Raw genomic sequence first — 21,600 nt, forward strand, 5'->3', positions numbered from 1 at the left:
ATGCGCAGCGCCGCTATAGACATAGGAAACACTGGCAGCAAGTATGGCATCTTTGAAAACGATGCGCTGGTAAAGCAGGGATATTTTGAGGGGCAGGAATTGCCACAGGAGCTGCTAAACCAAACATTTGATAATGCCATTGTTGCCTCTGTAGCGGCAGATGCACAAAGTATAGCAGCAGGGCTGTCTGTAACGGGAAGCGTAATAGAGCTTTCTGCACAGACAGCCCTGCCTGTTTTTAACAAGTATAAAACGCCACAAACGCTGGGAGCAGACAGAATTGCTGCAGCAGTGGGAGCCAACTACCTGTTTCCGGGGCATAATTGCCTGGTGTTTGATGCCGGCACCTGCATTACCCACGACTTCATTGATAAGGATGGCAACTACCTGGGAGGTGGCATATCGCCGGGCCTGAGTATGAAATTTAAGGCATTGCATACTTTTACAAAACGCCTGCCGTTAGTAGAGCGGACTCAAAATGACTATCCGCTGACAGGGCAAACAACTCAAGAGTCAATTTTAAGCGGTGTGCTGGCTGGAAGTGTAGCTGAGCTTAATGGCTTCATGCAAGCTTATTCAGAAAAAGCAAAAGACCTGACGGTTATACTTTGTGGAGGAGACGCAGGATTTTTTGAAAGTAAATTAAAAGGACGCATCTTTGTAATTCCTGAGTTAGTTTTAATCGGGCTTCACAGAATATTAGCACATAATGTATAAATCACTACGAGTACTTGTTGGCTTTGCCGTACTATGCTTGGCACATGCCGCACAGGCACAAAACATTGGCAACACACCGTACTCCCGCTATGGCTTAGGGGAATATAACTATAACTTGGGCAACGTGCGCAACGCAGGTATGGCGGGTGTGGGACTAAGCGCAGGTAATAGTTTTCAAGCCAATACCTCAAACCCGGCCTTGCTGTACTATAACAGCATCACTGTTTTTGATATAGGAGTAGCTGGTCAAGTTAAAACTATCAAAAATGCCACTGAGAAGCAGACAGACGCAAATGCAAACCTCTACAACCTGACGCTGGCTGTGCCAGTTTCGAAGAGATGGAGCTCGGCTATCGGGTTAAGGCCATATACTGTGGTAAACTACGAGGCCAGAACTACATCAGAAATAGAGAATAAACCTACTGCCATAGTAGAGCAGCAATATATGGGAGAAGGTGGCCTGTCAGAAGCCTACTTTGCACACGGTGTAAGAATCGCAGACGGCTTTACGATTGGCGGTAGCGCGTCGTATATTTTCGGGGCTATCACAAAAGAGGCATCTTCTGCAGTAAGAGATGAGTCTTTAAATGCCATATCTAATGAAAAGGTGGTTTACAGCGAGCGTATACGTTACGACAATTTCCTATTCAGGGCGGGAGCAAACTATCGAAAAAAAGTAACCGATACTTACTATCTAAGTGCCGGCTCTGTTTATACTTTCGGAACCGATCTAGAAGCAAAGCGCAGGTCCTCTTTTGAGCGCCGAACCCTATCTGATAACGTGCTAGACAACAATATACTGCCTGACAGTTCAGAGGGTAGCGTAAATCTGCCATCAAGCTTTAGGGCTGGTGTAACCTTAGACAACGGAAAGAACCTAACTTTAGGAGCTGATTTCTATACACAGAAGTGGTCGGAGTTCAGGAACTTTGACGGAGACAGCGAACTTGGTAACAGCTACAGAGTGGCCGTAGGCGCAGAGTTTACGCCAGATGCCAACTCTATCGATAATTTCTTTGAGCGTATCACGTACCGCGGTGGCTTATACTACGGCGACTCTCCATACATCAGCAAAGGCGAGACGATTAAAGACAAAGGTGTAACAGCCGGATTTACCATGCCGCTTGGCCGCTCAAGCATATATGATCTTTATCAGCTAAACGGGGCTATTGGTTACGGAAGCCGCGGCACAACAGACAATGGTCTTATCAAAGAGAACTATTTTCAGTTTAGCGTTGGTTTTACTGTAAACAGCAGGTGGTTTATTAAGCGCCGCATAGAGTAACCTTTGCTATAAAGTATAAATGAAAGGCCGTTCTAGAAGCGGCCTTTTTTGCGATATAGCTATAAGGATGAATGCTTATGAACCAGAAAGCATATAATTTATTAAATTCACAAAAACTGAAGAGAAAGTATAAAATGCGCAAAGCATGGATGTTTGGGTTACTAGCATTGATCACAAGTATGGCCTTTGGCTGTAAAGATGAACTGCAGGACCCGGATAAAGCAATAAAGTATACCGGACCCTTGATCGAGAACAAGGATGTTACCACCCTGTACTCCGATTCGGCTAAGCTGCTGGTAAAGCTGCAGGCCCCAGTGCAGCAGGAGTTCGAGAACGGTGACGGTGTTTTTCCGAAAGGCCTTTATGTAGAGTTTTACGAAAAGCCCGGGCAGATGACATCTACGCTTAAAGCAAACTATGCGAAACAGGACAGAAACAAAGACCTTTACCTGGCCAAAGGCAATGTAGTGGTAGACAACCTGCAAAAACGGGAAAAGCTGGAGACAGAAGAGCTATACTGGGATAAAAGCAAGCAAGAGATCTTTACAGACAAGTTCGTTAAAATTACCACTGCCGAAGAGGTAATAACCGGAAAGGGCCTTAGGGCAAATCAGGATTTTTCGCGCTACTCCATAACCAAAGTGACAGGTACCTTTAGCTTAAAAGAAGAGTAATGAACCCAAAGCTGTTAAATACCATTTTACTGTCGCTGTCTTTTGTGGCCATGGTTATCGGTGTGCATAGAAGTATAGAAGAGGGCGATATAGCAGGCAACTACTGGATTTTTATGATCGTGCTGGTGTTATACATGCTGTACCGCTACAGGCGCAATAAAAGCGAAGACGCCGAAAAGAACGATAAAAGATGATAGACCCCAGTCAGATTATTTTGCTGCTAGTCGCTTTGGTTTTCTCCGCCTTTTTTTCTGGTATAGAGATGGCCTTTGTGGCAGCCAACAAAATACAGATTGAGCTCAGCGATAAGAACGGTGTGCTGTCGGGGCGCATACTGTGGCATCTGTTGCAGCGCCCTTCCAGGTTCCTGGGCACGGCGTTAATTGGGAATACGTTGGCGCTGGTGCTTTATGGCTTTGCAATTGCAGGCATCCTGAACACCCTGCTTACAACCTATTTGCCCGAGCCGTTTCAGTTTAATCTGCTTATACTGGTTATTCAGATCATTATAGCCTCTGTGGTAGTGCTGCTTACTGCAGAGTTTCTGCCGCGCAGCTTGGCTGCCATAAATCCAAACCGCTTGCTTCAGGTGCTGGCTATACCTATACTGTTGCTTTACTATCTGCTGTACCCTGTGGTGTACCTTATCGTGAGCATGAGCAAGTGGGTGGCTGAGAAGTTGTTTAGGATAGAATTTTCTGAAGAGAAGCCAGTATTTGGGTTTACAGACCTGAATGCCTATATCAAGAACCACCTGTACAACCCCGAGCAGGAGAACGCACCGGAGGTGGACCCACAGATCTTCCATAACGCGCTGGAGTTTAAAACCGTGAAAGTACGCGAGTGCATGGTGCCCCGCACCGAGATAGAGGCAGTAGAGATAACCGATACAATAGAAACACTGCGTCAGGCTTTTGTGCAGACAGGCCATTCCAAGATTTTGGTGTACGAAGACACGATTGATAACATAGTAGGCTACTGCCACCAGTTGGACATGTTTAAGCGGCCTCATAGCATTTCAGAGATCGTGTCGCAGGTAAGTATGGTGCCGGAAAGTATGATGGCCAGCGAACTGTTTGTAAAGTTCGTTTCAGAGCACCGCAGTGTGGCCGTGGTGATAGATGAGTTTGGCGGTACATCGGGCATTGTAACAGTGGAGGACGTGATAGAGGAGATCTTCGGAGAGATAGAAGATGAGTTTGACATCAATGACGAACTGCTGGAGCAGGTGATAGAAGAGGAGGGAATTTACCTGCTTAGCGCACGGCACGAGATAGACTACCTGAACGAGAAGTATGAGTTAAAGCTGCCTGAAGGTGACTATGAAACTCTTGGAGGTCTTATTTTTTCTGTTTTCGGTGAAATTCCGACACCCGGCGACGAAATAGAAGTGCCGCCTTTCCACATCACAGTCCTTTCCATGGACGATAACCGGATCAACGCTGTGAAGCTCATTAAAAAATCAGATTATCAGGCAGATGTAGAATAATAGCCCTGACTGCATAAATTTTTTGAATTTTAAGACGATTAACCTTATTTTGCACAATCCTTTTATAAGTTTAATAAAGAATGGCATTAATTAACAAGATTAGAGAGAAGTCTGGATGGGCTGTAGGCGCCATTGCCATAGGGCTTGGTATATTTGTAGTAGGCGGTGACCTGCTAGGACCAAACTCAAGACTAATGGGTAACGATGCAACTGTTATAGGCGAAATTGCCGGCGAAGAAATTGCATACGATGAGTTTGATGCAGCATTACAGCAGCTTAAAGCCAATTATGAGAATCAGGTAGGTCGTGCGGCCACAGAAGGTGAGTTGGCGATGCTGCGTGAGCAGGCCTGGAACCAGCTGATCTTTAAAATTGCCTTAGAAAAAGAATATGAGCGTTTAGGCATTGAGGTGACCGAGGACGAACTGTTTGACATGGTGCAGGGAAATAACATTCACCCGGCTGTGCAGCAGGCTTTCGTAAACCCTCAGACAGGCTTGTTCGACCAGAGCCAGGTAGTGCAGTATCTGCAGAACCTGGACCAGATGGGACCGGAGGCGCGTCCGATGTGGGCAAACTTTGAGCAAGGCATTGTTTCTGACCGTATCGCTACAAAGTATAACAACCTGCTTGCTAAGTCGGTGTACGTAACTACTGCCGAGGCTAAGAGCTTCTACAAAGCACAGAATGCAACAGCAAACCTTAACGTACTGTTTGTGCCTTACGCTACTATAGCCGACTCAACAGTAGAAGTATCAGACAGCAAGCTGAATGACTACTACGAGCGTAACAAAGAGCTTTACAAAGTAGAAGACGGCCGCTCGATAGAGTATGTGGTTGTAGATGTAAACGCATCTAAAGAAGACAGCACATACTACCAGGAAGAGGTATCTACATTGTCAAAGCAGTTTGCAAGCGCAACCAACGATTCTGCTTTTGTTTACACAAACTCAGACCAGCCTTTCGACGGTTCTTACAAAACTCCTGGCGACCTGCCTGAGGAACTGCGTAAGCAACTGCCACTACAGGAAGGGAAAGTATATGGTCCTTTCAACAACAACGGCACCATGGCACTTTACAAAGTAATGGATGCCAGAGAAGGTACTGAGAGCGCTATCAGAGCCAGCCACATTCTTATCAGGCCAGAAAGCGATACACCAGAGGCAAAGGCCGCTGCAAAAGCAAAAGCACAGGATGTGTACAACCAGATCAAAGGCGGTGCAGATTTCGCTCAGATGGCTGCTCAGCATGGAACTGACGGTACGGCATCTGTTGGCGGTGACTTAGGATGGTTTGCAGAAGGCCGTATGGTAGGCCCGTTTGATAAAGCAGTGTTTGGCCATTCAGGAACAGGATTGCTTCCTAACCTGGTTGAGACAGAGTATGGCTACCATATAGTTAAAGTAACAGAGCCAAAAACAAAGCAGCAGTATAAAGTTGCCGCGGTGCAGCGTTCTGTAGAGCCAAGCGAAACAACACGCGATGCTGCCTATGCAGTAGCTGACGAGCTTTCTGGTATAAGCGGTAGCACAGAAGAGTTCAGAGAGAATGTTGCCAAGAACAAGTCTCTTGTAAAAGAAGAAGCTAAAGAATTAGGCAAGAACCAGATACTGGTTAACAACCTGAACAACGCACGTGAACTAGTTCGCTGGACATATGCGAATGATACAGAGATAGGCGACGTTTCTCCTGTGTTTGAGATCGAAGACAAGTTTGTGGTGGCTACACTTACAGGCAAGCGCGAAAAAGGATATGCTAAAGTAGAGGATATCAAAGAAGAGCTTACTGCAGCTGTTCGCAACGAGGTGAAGGCAGAGCAGATCATGGAGAAGCTGAAAGGTAAAAAAGGCACACTAGACCAGATTGCTGCCAGCTACGGACCTAACGCTATGGTAAAAACTGCTGAGAACGTAACCATGGCTTCTACTGCGATACCTGGATTTGGTGTAGAGCCTACAGCTATTGGTAAGGCATTTGGCCTGAAGCAGGGTTCGCGCTCAACTCCAATCGAAGGCCAGAACGGTGTTATGATCGTTGAGCTACTAAGCCTGAACGCTGCCCCAGAAATCAACGACTTCGCCAATGTGAAAGAGCAGATACGCAGTGCCCGCACAGGCAGCGTACAGAGCAGAGCTTTCGAAGCTATCAAAGAAAAAGCTGAGATAAAGGATAACCGCGTTAAGTTCTTCTAGTTTAGCGCAAAGTATAAAATCAGGAAAAGCCACTCCCAAAGAGTGGCTTTTTTTGTGTCATACCCGTAACTTCAATTTATCAGACGCACTGCCATATCAACTGCCGGATAATTAACGTTTTAAGTATACTATGCCAGCTACACTACTACGGATCATACTTAGCACACTTCTGCTGCTCTTTATCACGCTTACAGCCTCAGCCCAGAGCCAGGAACTGCAGCTGGCAAGAGAGTATTATGGCAAAGGCGATTATGCAAAGGCGGAGGAGCTGTACAGCAAGCTGATAGAGCAGCAAAGGCTTTTCCAGGTTGTGTACCCGGATTACCTGAAGGTACTGGTGGCGCAGCGCGACTACAAAGAGGCAGAAAAGCTGGTAAAGAAAACCATCAAGCGCTTCCCAAGCATATTAAACTATCAGGTAGACCTGGGTAAAGTATACCAGGCCGCCGGCGATAAGGCAGATGCCGAAAAACATTTTGACAAACTTATCGAGCAGTTAAAGCCAGAGGAGGTAATTGCCGTTGCAAGCGCCTTTATGCAGAACGACCTGTTTGATTATGCTGAAAAAACATACTTGAAAGGCAGAGCCATCAGTGGAAATCCATTGGAATACAATAGGCCGCTTATTGCGCTGTATGCTTACCGACAGAAGAACGACAGGCTAATTCCGGAGATACTGAACCTGTTGCAAGCTAACGAGAGTGAGTTGGGGTATGTGCAGAACATGCTTCAGAACAGCATACGCGAAGAAAAGAACCTGGACGAACTGGAGAAAGAGCTTATACTACGTGTGCAGCAAAACCCCGATAAACTGGCTTATAATGAACTACTGATCTGGCTGTATATACAGCGCAAAGACTTTTACAGCGCCCTAATGCAAGCCAGGGCCGTAGACAAACGCACGCGCAGCGGAGGCACAAGGGTAATGGAGCTTGGGGCGATCAGTTTGAAAAACAACGACTACCAGGGCGCTATTGAGGCATACGAATACATTGTGAATGAATACCCGGAAGGGCCATACTACCTGATTGCTCGCCAGCGCTTGATCAATGCCCGCGAAGAGCAGGTGCAGAATACATTTCCGGTAGATAAAGATAAGATCAGGGCACTGATAACAGATTACCAGGCGTTGCTAAGTGAGGTTGGCCGCACAGCCCAGACGGTGGAGGTGCTGCAGCACATGGCAGAATTATACGCTTTTTACTTAGACGATAGGGAAAAGGCAATTGCTTTGCTGCAGGAGGCCATAGACATGCCACGTGCTAACCCCGACTTTGTAGCCAACAGCAAATTAACTTTAGGCGATATCTATTTGCTGAAGGGAGAACCGTGGGAAAGTACACTGCTTTACTCGCAGGTAGAGAAGTCACATAAAGAAACACCGATAGGGCATGAGGCCAAGCTGCGCAACGCGAGGCTGAACTACTACAAAGGTGATTTTGATCTGGCACAGGCGCATCTTGATATCCTAAAGCTGGCCACCAGCCGCGAAATTGCCAACGATGCCATGGACCTGAGCCTGCTTATCACAGACAACACCGGCTTAGATACCTCCACAGTAGCCATGGAGGAATATGCGGCAATAGACTTGCTGGTGTTCCAGAACAAGCTGCCGGAGGCAATAACCGCCTTAGATGCCATGCTGAAAAAGTACCAGGGCCACAGCCTAACCGACGAAATATACTTTCAGAAGGCAAACATTCATGAGCGGATGGGAGCTTTTGATAAAGCGCTGGAAAACCTGAATAAGATCGTTAGTAATCCGCAGAATGATATCCTAAGCGATGACGCCTTGTTTAGGATGGCCTATATTTACGAAGAGAGCCTGAAAGACAAGGAAAAGGCACAGCAGCTGTACAACGATTTTCTGGTGAAGCACCAGGGCAGCATTTATATGGCAGAGGCTCGCAAACGCTTCCGGAAGCTGCGCGGCGATAGTATAAACTAGGCTGCTGCTCTAAAAAAAGATGACAAGTACAAGAATGAAGAGGATGAAGAAGCCATACATCACCAGGTCCAGCGAATAATTTTTATACTTTTCGAAAATCTCTCTGAATCGTTTCACGGAATATCCTGTTCTACTTCTGATACAAAGATATAATTTTTGAGGGTAAGCTAAGCGGAAGCGGGTAAGCATCGCCGACAGTACCTTTAAAATAGCTACCTTTGCGACAAGTTAAATGTAGTGTAGCAGAAGCATATGGAGAAAAGGTGGGTATATATACCAGAGGCGCCAGCCGATGTAGTGGAAAGTCTTACGCAAAGCCTAAAGATTAGCCCCACGCTTGCCGCCATACTTTGCCAGCGCGGTATCTGTACCTACGAAGAAGCCAAGCATTTTTTCCGCCCAAGCCTTACAGACCTCCACGACCCGTTCCTGATGAAGGACATGAACCGGGCAGTTGACCGCCTGAACGATGCCCTGCACCGGAATGAAAAGATAATGGTGTACGGCGACTACGATGTGGACGGCACTACATCAGTGGCACTAATGTATGGCTTCCTGCGCAACTATACTTCCAACATAGACTTCTACATCCCGGACAGGTATAAAGAAGGATACGGCGTTTCTTTTCAAGGTATAGACTATGCTTCAGAAAATGGATTTAAGCTCATCATCAGCCTGGACTGCGGTATAAAATCTGCTGATAAAGTGGCTTACGCTGCTGAACGTGGCATCGATTTTATCATCTGCGATCACCACCTGCCTGACGAGGACATACCCAAAGCCGTTGCCGTACTCGATCCGAAGCAGATTGATTGCCCATACCCATACAAAGAGCTTTCGGGATGCGGAGTTGGCTTTAAGCTGCTACAGGCTTTTTGTTTTCAGAATGATATAGACCAGGAGGAGGCTTATAAGCTACTGGATCTACTGGTGGTAAGTATAGCCTCTGATATTGTGCCCATCACTGGCGAAAACCGAATACTTGCCTATTTTGGTCTGCGCCACCTGAACGGTCCTCAGCCGATGCGCCCTGGTTTGGATGCTTTAAAAGAGTTGGCTGGTATAACCAGTGAGATGGATATCACAAGCATTGTGTTCGGGTTTGCACCGCGCATTAATGCAGCCGGACGAATGGGAGACGCTAAGAACTCGGTGCGGATGCTGTTGGCTCAGACAAAAGAAGAGGCCTTTAAAATGGCTGATATCATCAATGAGTCAAACAAAGAGCGGCGCGATAAGGACAGCAACATTACCAAAGAGGCGCTGCAGATGATCGAGGAAGACGAGTTCCTGCGTGGCGCCAACTCTACAGTTCTATTCAAAGACAGCTGGCACAAAGGCGTAATTGGAATTGTGGCCTCGCGTTGCATCGAAAAATACTATCGCCCCACTATTATACTTACACAGTCTAACGGCAAGGCATCAGGCTCTGCGCGTTCGGTACATGGCTTTAATGTGCACAGTGCCATCGAGAGCTGCTCTGACCTGTTGGAACAGTTTGGCGGCCATATGTATGCAGCAGGCCTCACCCTGCCTGTAGAGAATATACCGGCTTTCAGAGAGCGTTTTGAGAAAATTGTGGCCGATACCATTACGGCGGAGCAAAAGATACCACAGATCGAGATTGATGGCAAAATTGAGCTGAAGCAGATAACACGCAATTTCTACAACATTGTGCGGCAGATGGAGCCTTTCGGTCCCGGTAATATGAGGCCTGTATTCGTGTCGGAGTTAGTGTATGATACGGGCAGTGTACGTATAGTTGGAGATTCACACTTAAAGCTACGCCTGACACAGGATGGCTACCATAGTATAGATGCCATCGGTTTTGGCCTCAGCGATTATTACCACAAAATAGCGAAAGGCATTCCATTCGACGTGTGTTATACAGTGGAAGAAAACATATTCAGAGGAGTCATCACACTGCAGCTTCGCATTAAAGATATCCGCATGAAGTAAACAAGAAAGGCTCCCGTTACAGGAGCCTTTCTTGTTGTTAACCTTAATATATACTATCTATCATACTATGGCTTAGGGTACATATGCTTTAGCTGCTGCAGTGGACTTTCTTGGGCTATTGCATTATCTTGCAGGCAAAGCTGTGCCAGCGTTTCGAAATCGCCAGCAAAGAAATTGATATCGACGGCTGCATTTATACCTGATACGCTTCCCCTGTCTGTATACTGCCAGAACATCCAGCTGTCGGTATGGTGTATTTCAGGTTTGTTATCGCTATAACGCGCAATCCAGAACAGGTAATCAGAAAAATGACCTTTTAAATGACGGCGATAGAAGCTCTGTCCAGTATAAATAATAGGCTTGACACCATAATGTGCCGTAACAGCTTCTAACCAGGTTCTGATGCTTTTGCGCATCTCCTCGCTGCTGATCTTTGCGTCAGCCACCTCAATATCTAAAACAGGAGGCAGATCACCTGGCTCCAGCGTTACAGTGCTCAGGAAAAGATCTATCTGGCCCTGTACAGGAGCTTCGGGTTTAAAGAAGTGGTAAGCACCTCGCTTAATACCATGGCGTTTGGTCTCTTCCCAGTTGCGGGCAAAGTATGGGTCTAATCTAAAATCGCCTTGAGTTGCTTTTACAAAAGCAAACGAAACATCTGACTCCTTTACTAATGCCCAGTCTACCTCTTTCTGCCAGCGTGAAACGTCAATTCCTTTTAAAGATGATGTGGTGGCAGAGGTTGTAACTTTAGGCTCGTTGTTATCAGGCGCGGGCACGCCTGTAGGCACTCCGGTATAACCGGTGAATAGAAGTAATCCGGATACTGCCAGCTTTTGGCCAGCTGAAAAGAGTAAAGAAAGAATCATAAAGGTAGTTGTAATATCAAGCGAGTTATCAAATTAAGTATTAATAAGATAACTTTCAATACCTTATGATAAGGTTTATATACTTTGTTAATTAAATTTAAAAAGTAAAAGTTCAATATAGTGGATTGTTAGTGGTAATAAAGCTGTAAAGATGCACGTTGCAGGATGCAGCCTTTATGCGTAATTTAGCCCCGATGATATTGAGAGCAGAACACCTGATAAAGAAGTATAAGTCTCGCCTTGTGGTAAACGATGTGAGCGTAGAGGTAAACCAGGGAGAGATCGTTGGATTGCTTGGCCCGAATGGCGCCGGTAAAACTACATCTTTTTACATGATTGTGGGACTGGTAAAGCCAAACAGTGGCAAGATTTACCTAAACGACGAGGAGATAACTGATATGCCAATGTACCAGCGCGCCAAGCGCGGAGTAGGTTACCTGGCGCAGGAAGCGTCGGTGTTCAGGCAACTTACAGTGGAAGAGAATATACTTTCTGTGCTGGAGATGACGAACCTGTCAAAGCAGGCGCAGCGTGAGAAGGTAGAGGAGTTGCTGGAGGAGTTTTCTTTAACGCACGTTCGCAAGAACAAAGGCATTGTATTGTCGGGTGGGGAGCGCCGCCGCACCGAGATTGCCCGTGCCCTGGCCGTAGACCCTAAATTTGTACTGCTTGACGAACCCTTTGCCGGCGTAGACCCTATTGCCGTAGAAGAGATTCAAAGTATAGTGGCTAAGCTTAAAAACAAGAACATCGGTATCCTCATCACCGACCACAACGTAAACGAAACCCTGTCTATCACTGACCGTGCTTATCTGCTGTTTGAGGGCAAGATACTGAAAGCCGGTACCGCCGAAGAACTGGCCGCCGACGAGCAAGTACGTCGTGTATACTTGGGTAAACATTTCGAGCTAAAAAGAAAAATTTAGTCTTTAATAGGTATATTACAAGGCTAATGTTTGCACACTCAGATATAGGCAACGCATTTTAACCATTTAGCCAAACCACCTGTGGAGATTATAAATTCGATCGTTACTTGGGTAATGAAGAAGCGGATCCATGATATAGATCTGTTTCGGAAGTATCCGCATGAAGTGCAGCAGGAGCTCTTTCAAAACCTGATCAATACTGCAAAAGGTACAGAGTGGGGTAAGAAGTATGGCTATGCTGATAACCTAAGTGTGCGGGAGTTTCAGGAGCGTGTTCCGATAAGCTCCTACGAAGAAATGTATCCGTACATTGAGCGGGTGATGAAGGGAGAGCAGAACCTGATTTGGCCATCAAAAATAGAATGGTTTGCCAAATCGTCGGGTACAACTAATGCCCGCAGCAAATTTATTCCTGTAAGTCCTGAATCTTTGGAAGATTGCCATTATAAAGGTGGCAAAGATATGCTCTCCATCTATGTGAATCTCTACCCTGACACAAAGCTTTTTACTGGTAAAGGTCTTTCTATTGGTGGTAGCCACCGCCCAAGTGAGATAAACGCTAAAGTTAATTGCGGCGACGTATCGGCGGTGATTATGCAGAACCTGCCTATCTGGGCAGAGGCCATGCGTACTCCTCCGCTTAAAGTAGCCCTGATGGACAAATGGGAGGAGAAGATAGAGAAGATGGTGGAGCTAACCGTAAAGGAAAACGTTACCAGCCTAAGCGGCGTGCCCACCTGGACCTACGTACTGTTAAAGCGCATACTGGAAGTTACCGGCAAGAGCAATATGCTGGAAGTATGGCCTAACCTGGAGCTGTTTACGCATGGTGCTGTGGCGTTTGGACCTTATCGTCAGCTTTTCCGCGACATCATTCCATCTGATAAGATGAACTATCTGGAAGTATACAATGCTTCTGAAGGCTTTTTCGGGATACAGGACCAGGCTGGCACCGAAGACGAAATGCTGCTGATGCTGGACTACGGCGTATACTATGAGTTTATCCCCATGGACCAGGTAGAGGAGGAGAACCCAAAAACGCTAACACTGGACCAGGTAGAACTTGGAAAGAATTATGCCCTCGTTATCTCGACAAATGCCGGGTTGTGGCGCTATAAGATCGGCGATACCATCCGTTTTACCAATCTCAGCCCGTACCGTATTAAGATATCTGGCCGTACGAAGCACTTTATAAATGCCTTTGGCGAGGAAGTAATAGTAGAGAATGCCGAGACAGCCATAACCAAAGCCTGCCAGGCAACAGATGCCGTTATTTCTAATTTCACAGCTGCGCCTGTTTATATGGAAAGCGGCAAGCGCGGTGGCCATGAGTGGCTGATAGAGTTTGAAAAAGAGCCAAACAATCTGCAGCAGTTTACACAGGTGCTCGACGAAACGCTGCGAGAAGTAAACTCCGATTACGATGCCAAGCGGCAAAATGACATTGCCCTACAGGAGCCTATGGTGCATATAGCCCCACAAGGTACCTTTATGAGCTGGCTCCGCGACAAAGGCAAACTAGGCGGCCAAAACAAGATTCCACGCTTGAGCAATACCCGCGAGTATCTGGAGGAGATGATGCAGTATTTGGAGGTGAGGAGCTAATAATATGGCAAGCATAGCAAAAGCTGAAGAAAGAGCATAAGCCTTAGCAAATATCAGCAGAAACACTAAGTGCAGGTGTATAAGTATGAATGAGAATCCCCGGCAAGTATGAACTGCCGGGGATTCTCATTTTAAAGTATTGCTTAGTAATAAATCTCAAATCACGAATAGCGGAGCTGATAAATTGCTGCATACAGGCCTAACCCCAGAAACAGCATGAGTAAGATGTTTGCTATCACAGGTATCTTCTTATCCTTGATTTCTTTATAGCGAATAAGGTTAAAAGTAACAAGCCCCAACAGTATAAGATTGATGATAGTTAGTACTTTGTTTAAAGTGTGCCATCCGTTTCTGATTTCTGCTGTCATATGTTTTTAATTGCTTGGCTTGAGACTAATTTCTGCATTTTATACTACTGCACCTAATTCATAATTTCTGATTGGGAGCGTAGCGATTTTTTTATTCCATAAAGCTGCTGAACATACCGCCTTCTTTTCTAGCGTTCTCTCCCTGTGGCATCAGCGCCTCAATAAGTTTCTTCACTGGCATTGACTGTAGCCATACTCTGCCTGTGCCTCGTAAGGTTGCTAGAAATAAACCTTCGCCGCCAAATATCATAGACTTTAAGCCACCAGCACGCTGTACGCTAAAATCAATTCCTTCTTCAAAGGCCACCACACAGCCAGTATCTACGCGAAGTGTCTCGTTGTTTAGGTGCTTCTCTACTACGGTGCCGCCGGCGTGTATAAACGCTCTGCCATCGCCCTGCATCTTCTGAAGTATAAAACCCTCGCCGCCGACGAAGCCGGAGCCAAGGCGCTGGTTGAAATGGATGCTTAGCTTAGTACCCAATGCGGCCGCCAGAAAAGCATCTTTTTGTGTAATGAGGCTGTTGTTGCGGGTAGTGCTAAGGTCAATAGGAAGTATAGTGCCCGGATATGGTGCAGAGAATGCTACATGGCTTTTGCCGTGGCCGCGGTGGGTAAAATGCGTCATAAATAACGATTCGCCTGTAATCAAGCGACTGCCTGCCGATACCAATTTACCCAAAAAGCCCTGGCTGGGATTGGATCCGTCTCCCATTTTCGTCTGGAAATCAATGCCATCTTCCATGTACACCATAGCGCCAGCTTCGGCGATTACCGTCTCGTTTGGGTCAAGCTCAATCTCCAGTACCTGAATGTCGTTTCCAAAAATTTTGTAGTCTATCTCGTGTGAGTTTCTCATAGTTATAGTAATGCGTTGGTTACTGTAGAAAGTTAAGTTTTTAGAATCAATAATAAAAGAAGGGCAAGCAGCTTAACTGTAAGTTTGTCTGCTTGCCCTTCTGGTGTGGCGATTATTTTATACTATAGGCTTATAGGCTACTCATCTTCCTCGTCCTCATCTTCTTCTCCTTTCTTACGGCGACGTGCCTTTGGCAGGTCTTTCACCTCATCTTCCTCGTCTGATGCTCCGCTGGTGTTGCGCACAAAATCCTCGTCGGTTTCTTCTACCTCCTCGCTTTCCTCTACATGATAATCTTCCTCCTCTTCACGTTTTGCTTTCTCGGCGGCATCACGTTTCATTAGCTTTTTATCGTCCACGTTCTTGTTCAGGAACTCGTTAATACGATCTATACTATAGTTGGAGATGATTTCACCGTGCTCGTTTACTTTGATCTCGAAGCCCTCTAGGTCCTTATGCACCCGCGACTTTTTCTTGCTGCTCTTGCTCTCTTTTTTATTTTTAGCCATGATCTTCTGGGTTATACTTATTGATGTATAAGCTAAGAAGGGTTAATTTGTTACAAGCCAGCCCAATTGCAGCAAATAAAAAAGGCCAGCCTATACAGGCCAGCCTCTTTTATACTTTATACTTTTTATAGTTAAGCCGTTGCGTACTGGCTTAGTCTTTCGATAGCAGCTTCAATGCGGTTAGCGGTTTCTTCGCGACCAATTACCTCAATGATATGCATCAGATCAGGACCTGCTTCTGCACCAGTAACAGCTAAGCGTAGCGCCTGCATTACCTGGCCAATCTTCATACCGTGGCGCTCAAGTATAGCTACAAGTAAATCCTTAACAGAATCAGCGTTGAAGTTCTCCAGCGATGAAAGTTCGTTTTTAAAATCTTCGAATACGGCTACAGACTGGCTGTTCCACTTCTTAGAAGCTACTTTCTCGCTATACTCTGTTGGAGCCACAAAGAAATATTCGGCCTCTTTCCAGAAATCCTGCGGGAAGCTTACACGCTCCTTCATTAGGCCGGCAATTTTCTCTGCTTTCTCTGGAGTAGTAGAAATACCGTGCTCCTCTAATGCCTTTATCAGGTAGCCAGCCAATTCGCTGTCTGGCTTGGCACGCAGGTACTGCTCGTTAAACCAGCGTGCTTTCTGAATATCGAAACGAGTGCCTGACTTACCGATACGCTCCACAGAAAACTCTTGGATCAACTCATCCATAGAGAAGATCTCTTGCTGCGTACCCGGGTTCCAGCCCAGGAAGGCAAGGAAGTTGGTGAAGGCCTCTGGCAGATAACCACTCTCACGGTAACCAGACGATACTTCATTTGTAAACGGATCTGTCCAGCGTAGTGGGAACACCGGGAAGCCTAGTTTATCGCCATCACGCTTGCTTAGCTTGCCGTTTCCGTCTGGCTTCAGTAGCAGTGGCAGGTGCGCAAACTCAGGCATGGTATCTTCCCAGCCTAAGTAGCGGTACAGCAACACGTGCAGCGGCGCAGATGGCAACCACTCCTCCCCACGAATCACGTGTGTGATCTTCATCAGGTGGTCGTCTACAATATTGGCCAGGTGGTATGTTGGCATACCATCCGACTTCATCAGCACTTTATCATCAATAGCAGAAGAGTGTACCATTACCCAACCACGGATCAGGTCTTTCAGGCGTACTTCCTCTTTGCGCGGTACTTTCAAACGGATTACGTAAGGGTCTCCGGACTCCAGGCGCTTCTTCACTTCATCCTCTGGCAGAGTAAGTGAGTTTTTCATGGTCATGCGCGTGATGGCGTTATACTGCGGCGTAGCTACCTTGGCAGCTTTCAAACGCTCACGCATCTCATCCAGCTCCTCAGCTGTATCGAAAGCATAATAAGCATGACCGCTCTCAACCAGTTGCAGGGCATACTGCATGTACATTGGCTTGCGCTCCGACTGGCGGTAAGGCGCGTAAGGGCCTCCGTTCCATGGGCTTTCGTCCAACTCAATGCCGCACCACTCCAGCGACTCACGGATGTAATCTTCGGCACCCGGCACAAAACGGTTTTGGTCAGTGTCCTCGATGCGAAGTATCATTTTACCGCCTGTTTTACGGGCCAGCAAAAAGTTGTAAAGGGCAGTGCGCACACCACCGATATGGAGAGGCCCTGTCGGGCTTGGGGCAAAGCGTACTCTAACTTCTCTTTCCATGTATGGTTGTTGTATTCAAATCAAATTTGGTGCAAAGGTACAAAATAAACTATGGTTTCGGTAACGCTAAAAGGTTGGGAGTGTTGCAAAGTATAAATAACAGTTGCCAGGGTTAATTGTTGCCATAGTATAAACATAATCAGCTAATTGCGTATTGGCTATATAAATACAATGAGGCAACTTATAATGGTGCATAAAAGGATATTGATGTCATGGGGCTTGTTGAAAGAGACTTGGCTGGAGTTTCTGGACAACAAATCTTTCCAGAAAGGAGCTGCACTGGCATACTATACCATCTTTGCGTTGCCGCCCATGCTTATCATCATCATCAGTGCCGCAGGTTATTTTTTTGGAGAACAGGCTGTTTCCGGAGAAATATACTTTCACATAAAAGAGCTTATAGGTTCTGAAGGCGCTTATTCGGTACAGAAGATGGTGGAGAATGTAAATGAGTTCGGTGATTTCAATATTGCCGCCATTATAGGTGCTGCTGCCTTGTTCGTGGCGGCTACTGGTGTCTTTATATCGCTGCAAGACTCTCTAAATGAGATTTGGTATGTAAAGCCAGTGCCTAAGCGGGGATACCTTAAACTTATACTTGACAGGGTGCTCTCTTTTGGGATGATATTGGCCATTGCTATCATCTTGCTTCTTTCTCTTTTAGCAAATACTATTTTGGTAGCAATTGGAGACTTCCTGACGGCACGGTTTTCCGGCTGGATCATCTATGTGATACATGTAGGAAATTTTTTGTCAGCCTTTCTGCTGATGTCCTTCCTGTTTGCCTGTATCTATAAATTTTTACCGGATGCTAAAATCAGGTGGCGTGATGTGGGAGTAGGTGCACTAGTTACTTCGCTGCTGTTCGTAGTGTTTAGGGGCCTGATCGGGTTTTATCTGGGTAACACGGATGTTGGTTCTGTTTATGGGGCAGCCGGTTCTATCGTGGTTATACTTACATGGGTATTCTTCACTTCACAGATCATTTTCTTTGGCGCTGTTTTCACGTTTGTGTACTCCCGTAAGTATGGTTTCAACATCTATCCAGCAGATTATGCTGTGCGTGTGATACGCCAGGAGGTGGAGGTAGGCAACTCTGCTGTAAATGCCGAGCCTGGGAAGCATGATAAGGAAGTTTATGGTGATTTGGAAGAGGAGGAAGAACCTGAAATTACTGACGAAGGCGAAAAGCAGGAGGGGGCGAATATTTAAAGAGTTACGAGTGCTGAGTTCTCAGTCTTGAGTCAAAGAGTAGATTTGGTAGTAAAACTAAGGTCTTACTTTTAGCTGTCCTTGCAGTGTGTTTTCACCGGCAAGTATAATTGATGCAGAATTATAAATTGGCAGTGGTGGAAAGTCTCCTTCTGAGGGGATAAGGGCTTATGACCAACAGCTGCTACAAATGCAAAAAGACAAAGAAGCTATACTTTGCTTCTTTGTCCTTCGTCAATAAATCTTCTGCTAAAATAGACTACTTCGTAGCAATACAAGAGATCTCTACGTTTACATCCTTCGGCAAACGGCTAACCTCTACCGTTTCGCGGGCAGGTGGGTTGCTGGTAAAGTAGCTACCGTAAGTCTCGTTAATCTTACCAAAGTTGTTCAGGTCTTTTACAAAAATGGTGCACTTTAAAACGTTGCTAAAATCCATGCCAGCCTCAGAAAGTATAGCCTGCAGGTTCTGCATTACCTTGTGCGTTTCGTTTTCGATGCTGTCGTTTATTAAGTTGCCACTGTCAGCGTCCAAAGCAATTTGGCCGGATACATAAAGTATTCCGTTAGCTAATGTTGCCTGGCTGTAAGGGCCGATAGGGGCCGGAGCTTTGGTAGAGTTGATGATGGTATGTGCCATAGTAGAATCTTTTAATTTGTATATTTACCATCAAAAGTACAGAAATATGCATATAGTTGTTTTGTCTGGCCCGGAAATGGCCGCCGAGTTCAAACAAAAATTTCCGGAAGGGAGAGAAGGTGTAAGCTACACTTTCCTGCAGTCCCATAGCCTACTAAATCAGCAACTTTCACCTACAGATATAGTATTTGACTTTCTGTTGCACGAGCAGCCGGAGCGCTTAAGTACGTATGCCCCTCAGCAGGTTGTCTTCTGCAATGCAGTAACAATGCAGCTGGCAGAACTGGTGCACCAAAGCGAATTAGAGGAGCCGTGTACCTTAATTGGTTTCAATGGATTACCTACACTCTTCAATAGACCTATACTGGAAGTAAGCCTTCTGAACCGAAAAGATGAAGAGAGTCTGAAAGAAATATGCGAGACTTTGGACACTGAGTACTTATTAGTTGATGATCGTGTTGGTATGGTAACGCCACGCATGATTTGCATGATCATTAACGAAGCGTTTTATACTTTGCAGGAGCAAACTGCAAGTGTAGAAGATATCGACCTAGGGATGAAACTCGGTACTAATTATCCGAAGGGACCGTTTGAGTGGGCGAAGCAGATAGGTATAGAAAATGTATACCAGGTGCTGCAGGCTGTTTACGAAGACACTAAGGAAGAAAGGTATAAGATATGTCCGCTGCTTAAGACGAAATACCTTAAAGACGAGGCGGTAGTATAAGTCTCAGAAATAAAAAAGGGAGCCAATTGGCTCCCTTTCCTTTTATACTTTGATTGTTACTCAACTGTAACAGACTTCGCCAGGTTACGAGGTTGGTCAACGTTACAGCCGCGCATTACCGCAATATGGTACGATAGCAACTGCAGCGGAATTACAGACAGAAGCGGCATCAGGTGCTCACTTGTCTCTGGGATTTCAATCACATAATCAGCCATAGAAGGAATGGTTTTATCACCTTCGGTTACGATGGCAATCACTTTACCCTTACGCGCTTTTACCTCCTGCACGTTAGATACAATCTTCTCGTATGAGCTGTCCTTCGTGGCAATTACCACCACTGGCATTTGCTCATCGATCAATGCGATAGGACCGTGCTTCATTTCGGCAGCAGGGTAACCTTCTGCATGGATGTAAGAAATTTCTTTCAGCTTAAGCGCACCTTCTAAGGCAACTGGGAAGTTATAACCACGGCCCAGGTACAGGAAGTTAGTTGCATCTTTAAACAATTCAGAAATTTTAACGATCTGGTCGTTAAGTTCCAGTGCCTTCTCAACTTTAGCAGGAATACTTTCTAGTTCCGCCATCAGTTGGTGCAGCTTGGTTGTTTCTAAAGTGCCGCGCTTGCTGCCCAATATCATAGCAATAAGCGTAAGCACTGTAACCTGTGCAGTGAAGGCTTTTGTACTTGCCACGCCAATCTCTGGGCCTGCATGTGTATAAGCGCCAGCGTCTGTAGCACGGGCAATAGAAGAACCTACCACATTACAGATACCAAAGATAGTAGCACCCTTAGACTTCGCCAATTCAATAGCGGCCAACGTATCGGCAGTCTCACCAGATTGCGAAATGGCAATTACAATATCTTTTTCTGTGATGATCGGGTTGCGGTAACGGAATTCAGAAGCATATTCTACTTCTACTGGGATGCGTGCCAAATCCTCGATCAGGTATTCAGCTACTAAGCCGGCATGCCACGATGTACCACACGCTACAATAATGATTCTGTCAGCGTTGGCAAGTTTGTTCTCATACTCACGCACGCCGCTCATCATCAGGTGGCTGCTTTCTGCCACCAGGCGTCCGCGCATAGAGTCAAGTATAGAGCGTGGCTGCTCGTAAATTTCCTTCAGCATGAAGTGCTCGTAACCACCTTTCTCAATAGACTCTAGTTCCATCTCTAAGCGGTGTACATAAGGCGTCTGCTTTACGTCCTCCTTCGTTCTGATTTCAAGCTCTCCGTCTTTAATCACTACCAGTTCGTAATCGTTCACATAGATCACATCGTTAGTGTACTCTATGATCGGAGTAGCATCAGAGGCCAAGAAGTACTCATCTTTACCAACACCTACTACTAATGGGCTGCCCTTACGCGCCGCGATCAGTTGGTTCTGGTCTTCTTTAGAAAGAACAACTATGGCATAAGCGCCAACCACTTCGTGCATGGCCAGGCGCACAGCCTCTGGTAAAGTGCAGTTGTTGTTCACTCTGATATCCTCAATAAGGTTAATAAAAACCTCAGAATCAGTATCAGATTTGAAAGTATGGCCTTTTTCCTGTAGCAGGGTTTTCAGAGCTCCGTAGTTCTCTATGATACCGTTGTGGATGATGGCTATTTTCCCAGAACTTGAGTAGTGTGGGTGCGCGTTCTTATCGTTAGGCTCTCCGTGCGTGGCCCAACGGGTATGTCCCATACCAATATGGCCATGCGTGTCCTTATCTGCTAAGAACTCTTCTAAGTCTGAAACTTTACCTTTTTTCTTATATACATTCAGGCTGCCATTCATAAGGGCAATTCCAGCGCTGTCGTATCCGCGATACTCTAATCTTTTTAAGCCTTTAATTACTATAGGGCAAGCTTCTCTGTGCCCTACGTATGCTACGATTCCACACATACTGTTTTTGTATTTTTAAAATAAAATAGGTACCCTGCAAAGGTACCTATTAGATT

General features: G+C 45.9%; 19 protein-coding genes. 12 read left to right on the top strand and 7 right to left on the bottom strand.

Annotated elements, in window-relative coordinates; genetic code table 11:
* From H8S84_RS15140 to recJ, 8 genes are all read left to right on the top strand, one after another.
* Positions 1-717 (top strand): type III pantothenate kinase, encoded by a 717-nt coding sequence (locus tag H8S84_RS15140; protein ID WP_187068201.1) that lies wholly within the window; start codon positions 1-3, stop codon positions 715-717.
* Complete coding sequence (locus tag H8S84_RS15145) at positions 710-2,002, top strand: hypothetical protein (RefSeq protein WP_187068202.1); 1,293 nt, start codon at positions 710-712, stop codon at positions 2,000-2,002. The genes H8S84_RS15140 and H8S84_RS15145 overlap by 8 nt, the downstream gene beginning before the upstream one ends.
* A 77-nt stretch (positions 2,003-2,079) precedes the next feature.
* The gene (gene lptC / locus H8S84_RS15150) at positions 2,080-2,676 is read left to right on the top strand and encodes an LPS export ABC transporter periplasmic protein LptC (protein WP_230407195.1); all 597 of its coding nucleotides are present in this window, start codon (positions 2,080-2,082) and stop codon (positions 2,674-2,676) included.
* Entirely contained in the window at positions 2,676-2,870 is a 195-nt protein-coding gene (locus tag H8S84_RS15155; protein ID WP_187068203.1) for a hypothetical protein, read from the top strand. The genes lptC and H8S84_RS15155 overlap by 1 nt, the downstream gene beginning before the upstream one ends.
* Positions 2,867-4,165 carry a hemolysin family protein gene (locus tag H8S84_RS15160; RefSeq protein WP_187068204.1) on the top strand — a complete coding sequence of 433 codons (1,299 nt, stop codon included), beginning with the start codon at positions 2,867-2,869 and terminating at the stop codon, positions 4,163-4,165. Before H8S84_RS15155 ends, H8S84_RS15160 begins: the two co-directional genes overlap by 4 nt.
* A gap of 80 nt (positions 4,166-4,245) precedes the next feature.
* Positions 4,246-6,357 (top strand): peptidylprolyl isomerase, encoded by a 2,112-nt coding sequence (locus H8S84_RS15165; RefSeq protein ID WP_187068205.1) that lies wholly within the window; start codon positions 4,246-4,248, stop codon positions 6,355-6,357.
* A 130-nt stretch (positions 6,358-6,487) separates the two neighbouring features.
* Positions 6,488-8,305: a tetratricopeptide repeat protein gene (locus tag H8S84_RS15170; RefSeq protein ID WP_187068206.1), complete on the top strand. Its 1,818-nt coding sequence runs from the start codon at positions 6,488-6,490 to the stop codon at positions 8,303-8,305.
* Positions 8,306-8,557: 252 nt separating this feature from the next.
* Positions 8,558-10,264 (top strand): single-stranded-DNA-specific exonuclease RecJ, encoded by a 1,707-nt coding sequence (recJ, locus tag H8S84_RS15175; protein WP_187068207.1) that lies wholly within the window; start codon positions 8,558-8,560, stop codon positions 10,262-10,264.
* A gap of 65 nt (positions 10,265-10,329) precedes the next feature.
* Here the strand turns inward: recJ and H8S84_RS15180 are convergent, their stop codons facing one another.
* Complete coding sequence (locus H8S84_RS15180) at positions 10,330-11,133, bottom strand: glycoside hydrolase family 25 protein (protein WP_187068208.1); 804 nt, start codon at positions 11,131-11,133, stop codon at positions 10,330-10,332.
* Between the two features lie 194 nt (positions 11,134-11,327).
* On the opposite strand from H8S84_RS15180, the gene lptB reads away from it, so the two are divergent.
* A complete protein-coding gene (lptB, locus tag H8S84_RS15185) occupies positions 11,328-12,059 on the top strand; it encodes an LPS export ABC transporter ATP-binding protein (protein ID WP_187068293.1) in 732 nt (243 codons plus the stop codon).
* 114 nt (positions 12,060-12,173) lie between these two features.
* Complete coding sequence (locus H8S84_RS15190) at positions 12,174-13,664, top strand: GH3 auxin-responsive promoter family protein (protein WP_187068209.1); 1,491 nt, start codon at positions 12,174-12,176, stop codon at positions 13,662-13,664.
* 161 nt (positions 13,665-13,825) lie between these two features.
* On the opposite strand, the gene H8S84_RS15195 is transcribed toward H8S84_RS15190, so the two are convergent.
* From H8S84_RS15195 to gltX, 4 genes are all read right to left on the bottom strand, one after another.
* Entirely contained in the window at positions 13,826-14,032 is a 207-nt protein-coding gene (locus tag H8S84_RS15195) for a hypothetical protein (protein WP_187068210.1), read from the bottom strand.
* 91 nt (positions 14,033-14,123) lie between these two features.
* Entirely contained in the window at positions 14,124-14,891 is a 768-nt protein-coding gene (locus H8S84_RS15200) for a TIGR00266 family protein (protein ID WP_187068211.1), read from the bottom strand.
* 137 nt (positions 14,892-15,028) lie between these two features.
* On the bottom strand, positions 15,029-15,400 hold the full coding sequence (locus H8S84_RS15205) for a hypothetical protein (RefSeq protein ID WP_187068212.1): 372 nt from the start codon (positions 15,398-15,400) through the stop codon (positions 15,029-15,031).
* A gap of 131 nt (positions 15,401-15,531) precedes the next feature.
* Positions 15,532-17,073: a glutamate--tRNA ligase gene (gene gltX / locus H8S84_RS15210; RefSeq protein ID WP_187068213.1), complete on the bottom strand. Its 1,542-nt coding sequence runs from the start codon at positions 17,071-17,073 to the stop codon at positions 15,532-15,534.
* Between the two features lie 171 nt (positions 17,074-17,244).
* On the opposite strand from gltX, the gene H8S84_RS15215 reads away from it, so the two are divergent.
* Entirely contained in the window at positions 17,245-18,285 is a 1,041-nt protein-coding gene (locus H8S84_RS15215; protein ID WP_230407196.1) for a YihY/virulence factor BrkB family protein, read from the top strand.
* Positions 18,286-18,544: 259 nt separating this feature from the next.
* On the opposite strand, the gene H8S84_RS15220 is transcribed toward H8S84_RS15215, so the two are convergent.
* Positions 18,545-18,925: a RidA family protein gene (locus H8S84_RS15220; protein ID WP_187068214.1), complete on the bottom strand. Its 381-nt coding sequence runs from the start codon at positions 18,923-18,925 to the stop codon at positions 18,545-18,547.
* A 46-nt stretch (positions 18,926-18,971) separates the two neighbouring features.
* Between H8S84_RS15220 and H8S84_RS15225 the strand changes: the two genes are divergently transcribed.
* Positions 18,972-19,652 carry a 3-hydroxyacyl-CoA dehydrogenase family protein gene (locus H8S84_RS15225; protein WP_187068215.1) on the top strand — a complete coding sequence of 227 codons (681 nt, stop codon included), beginning with the start codon at positions 18,972-18,974 and terminating at the stop codon, positions 19,650-19,652.
* Positions 19,653-19,708: 56 nt separating this feature from the next.
* On the opposite strand, the gene glmS is transcribed toward H8S84_RS15225, so the two are convergent.
* The gene (glmS, locus tag H8S84_RS15230) at positions 19,709-21,544 is read right to left on the bottom strand and encodes a glutamine--fructose-6-phosphate transaminase (isomerizing) (RefSeq protein WP_187068216.1); all 1,836 of its coding nucleotides are present in this window, start codon (positions 21,542-21,544) and stop codon (positions 19,709-19,711) included.
* Positions 21,545-21,600 lie beyond the last annotated feature (56 nt).

This window comes from Pontibacter cellulosilyticus (genome assembly GCF_014306105.1).
Lineage (GTDB): Bacteria > Bacteroidota > Bacteroidia > Cytophagales > Hymenobacteraceae > Pontibacter > Pontibacter cellulosilyticus.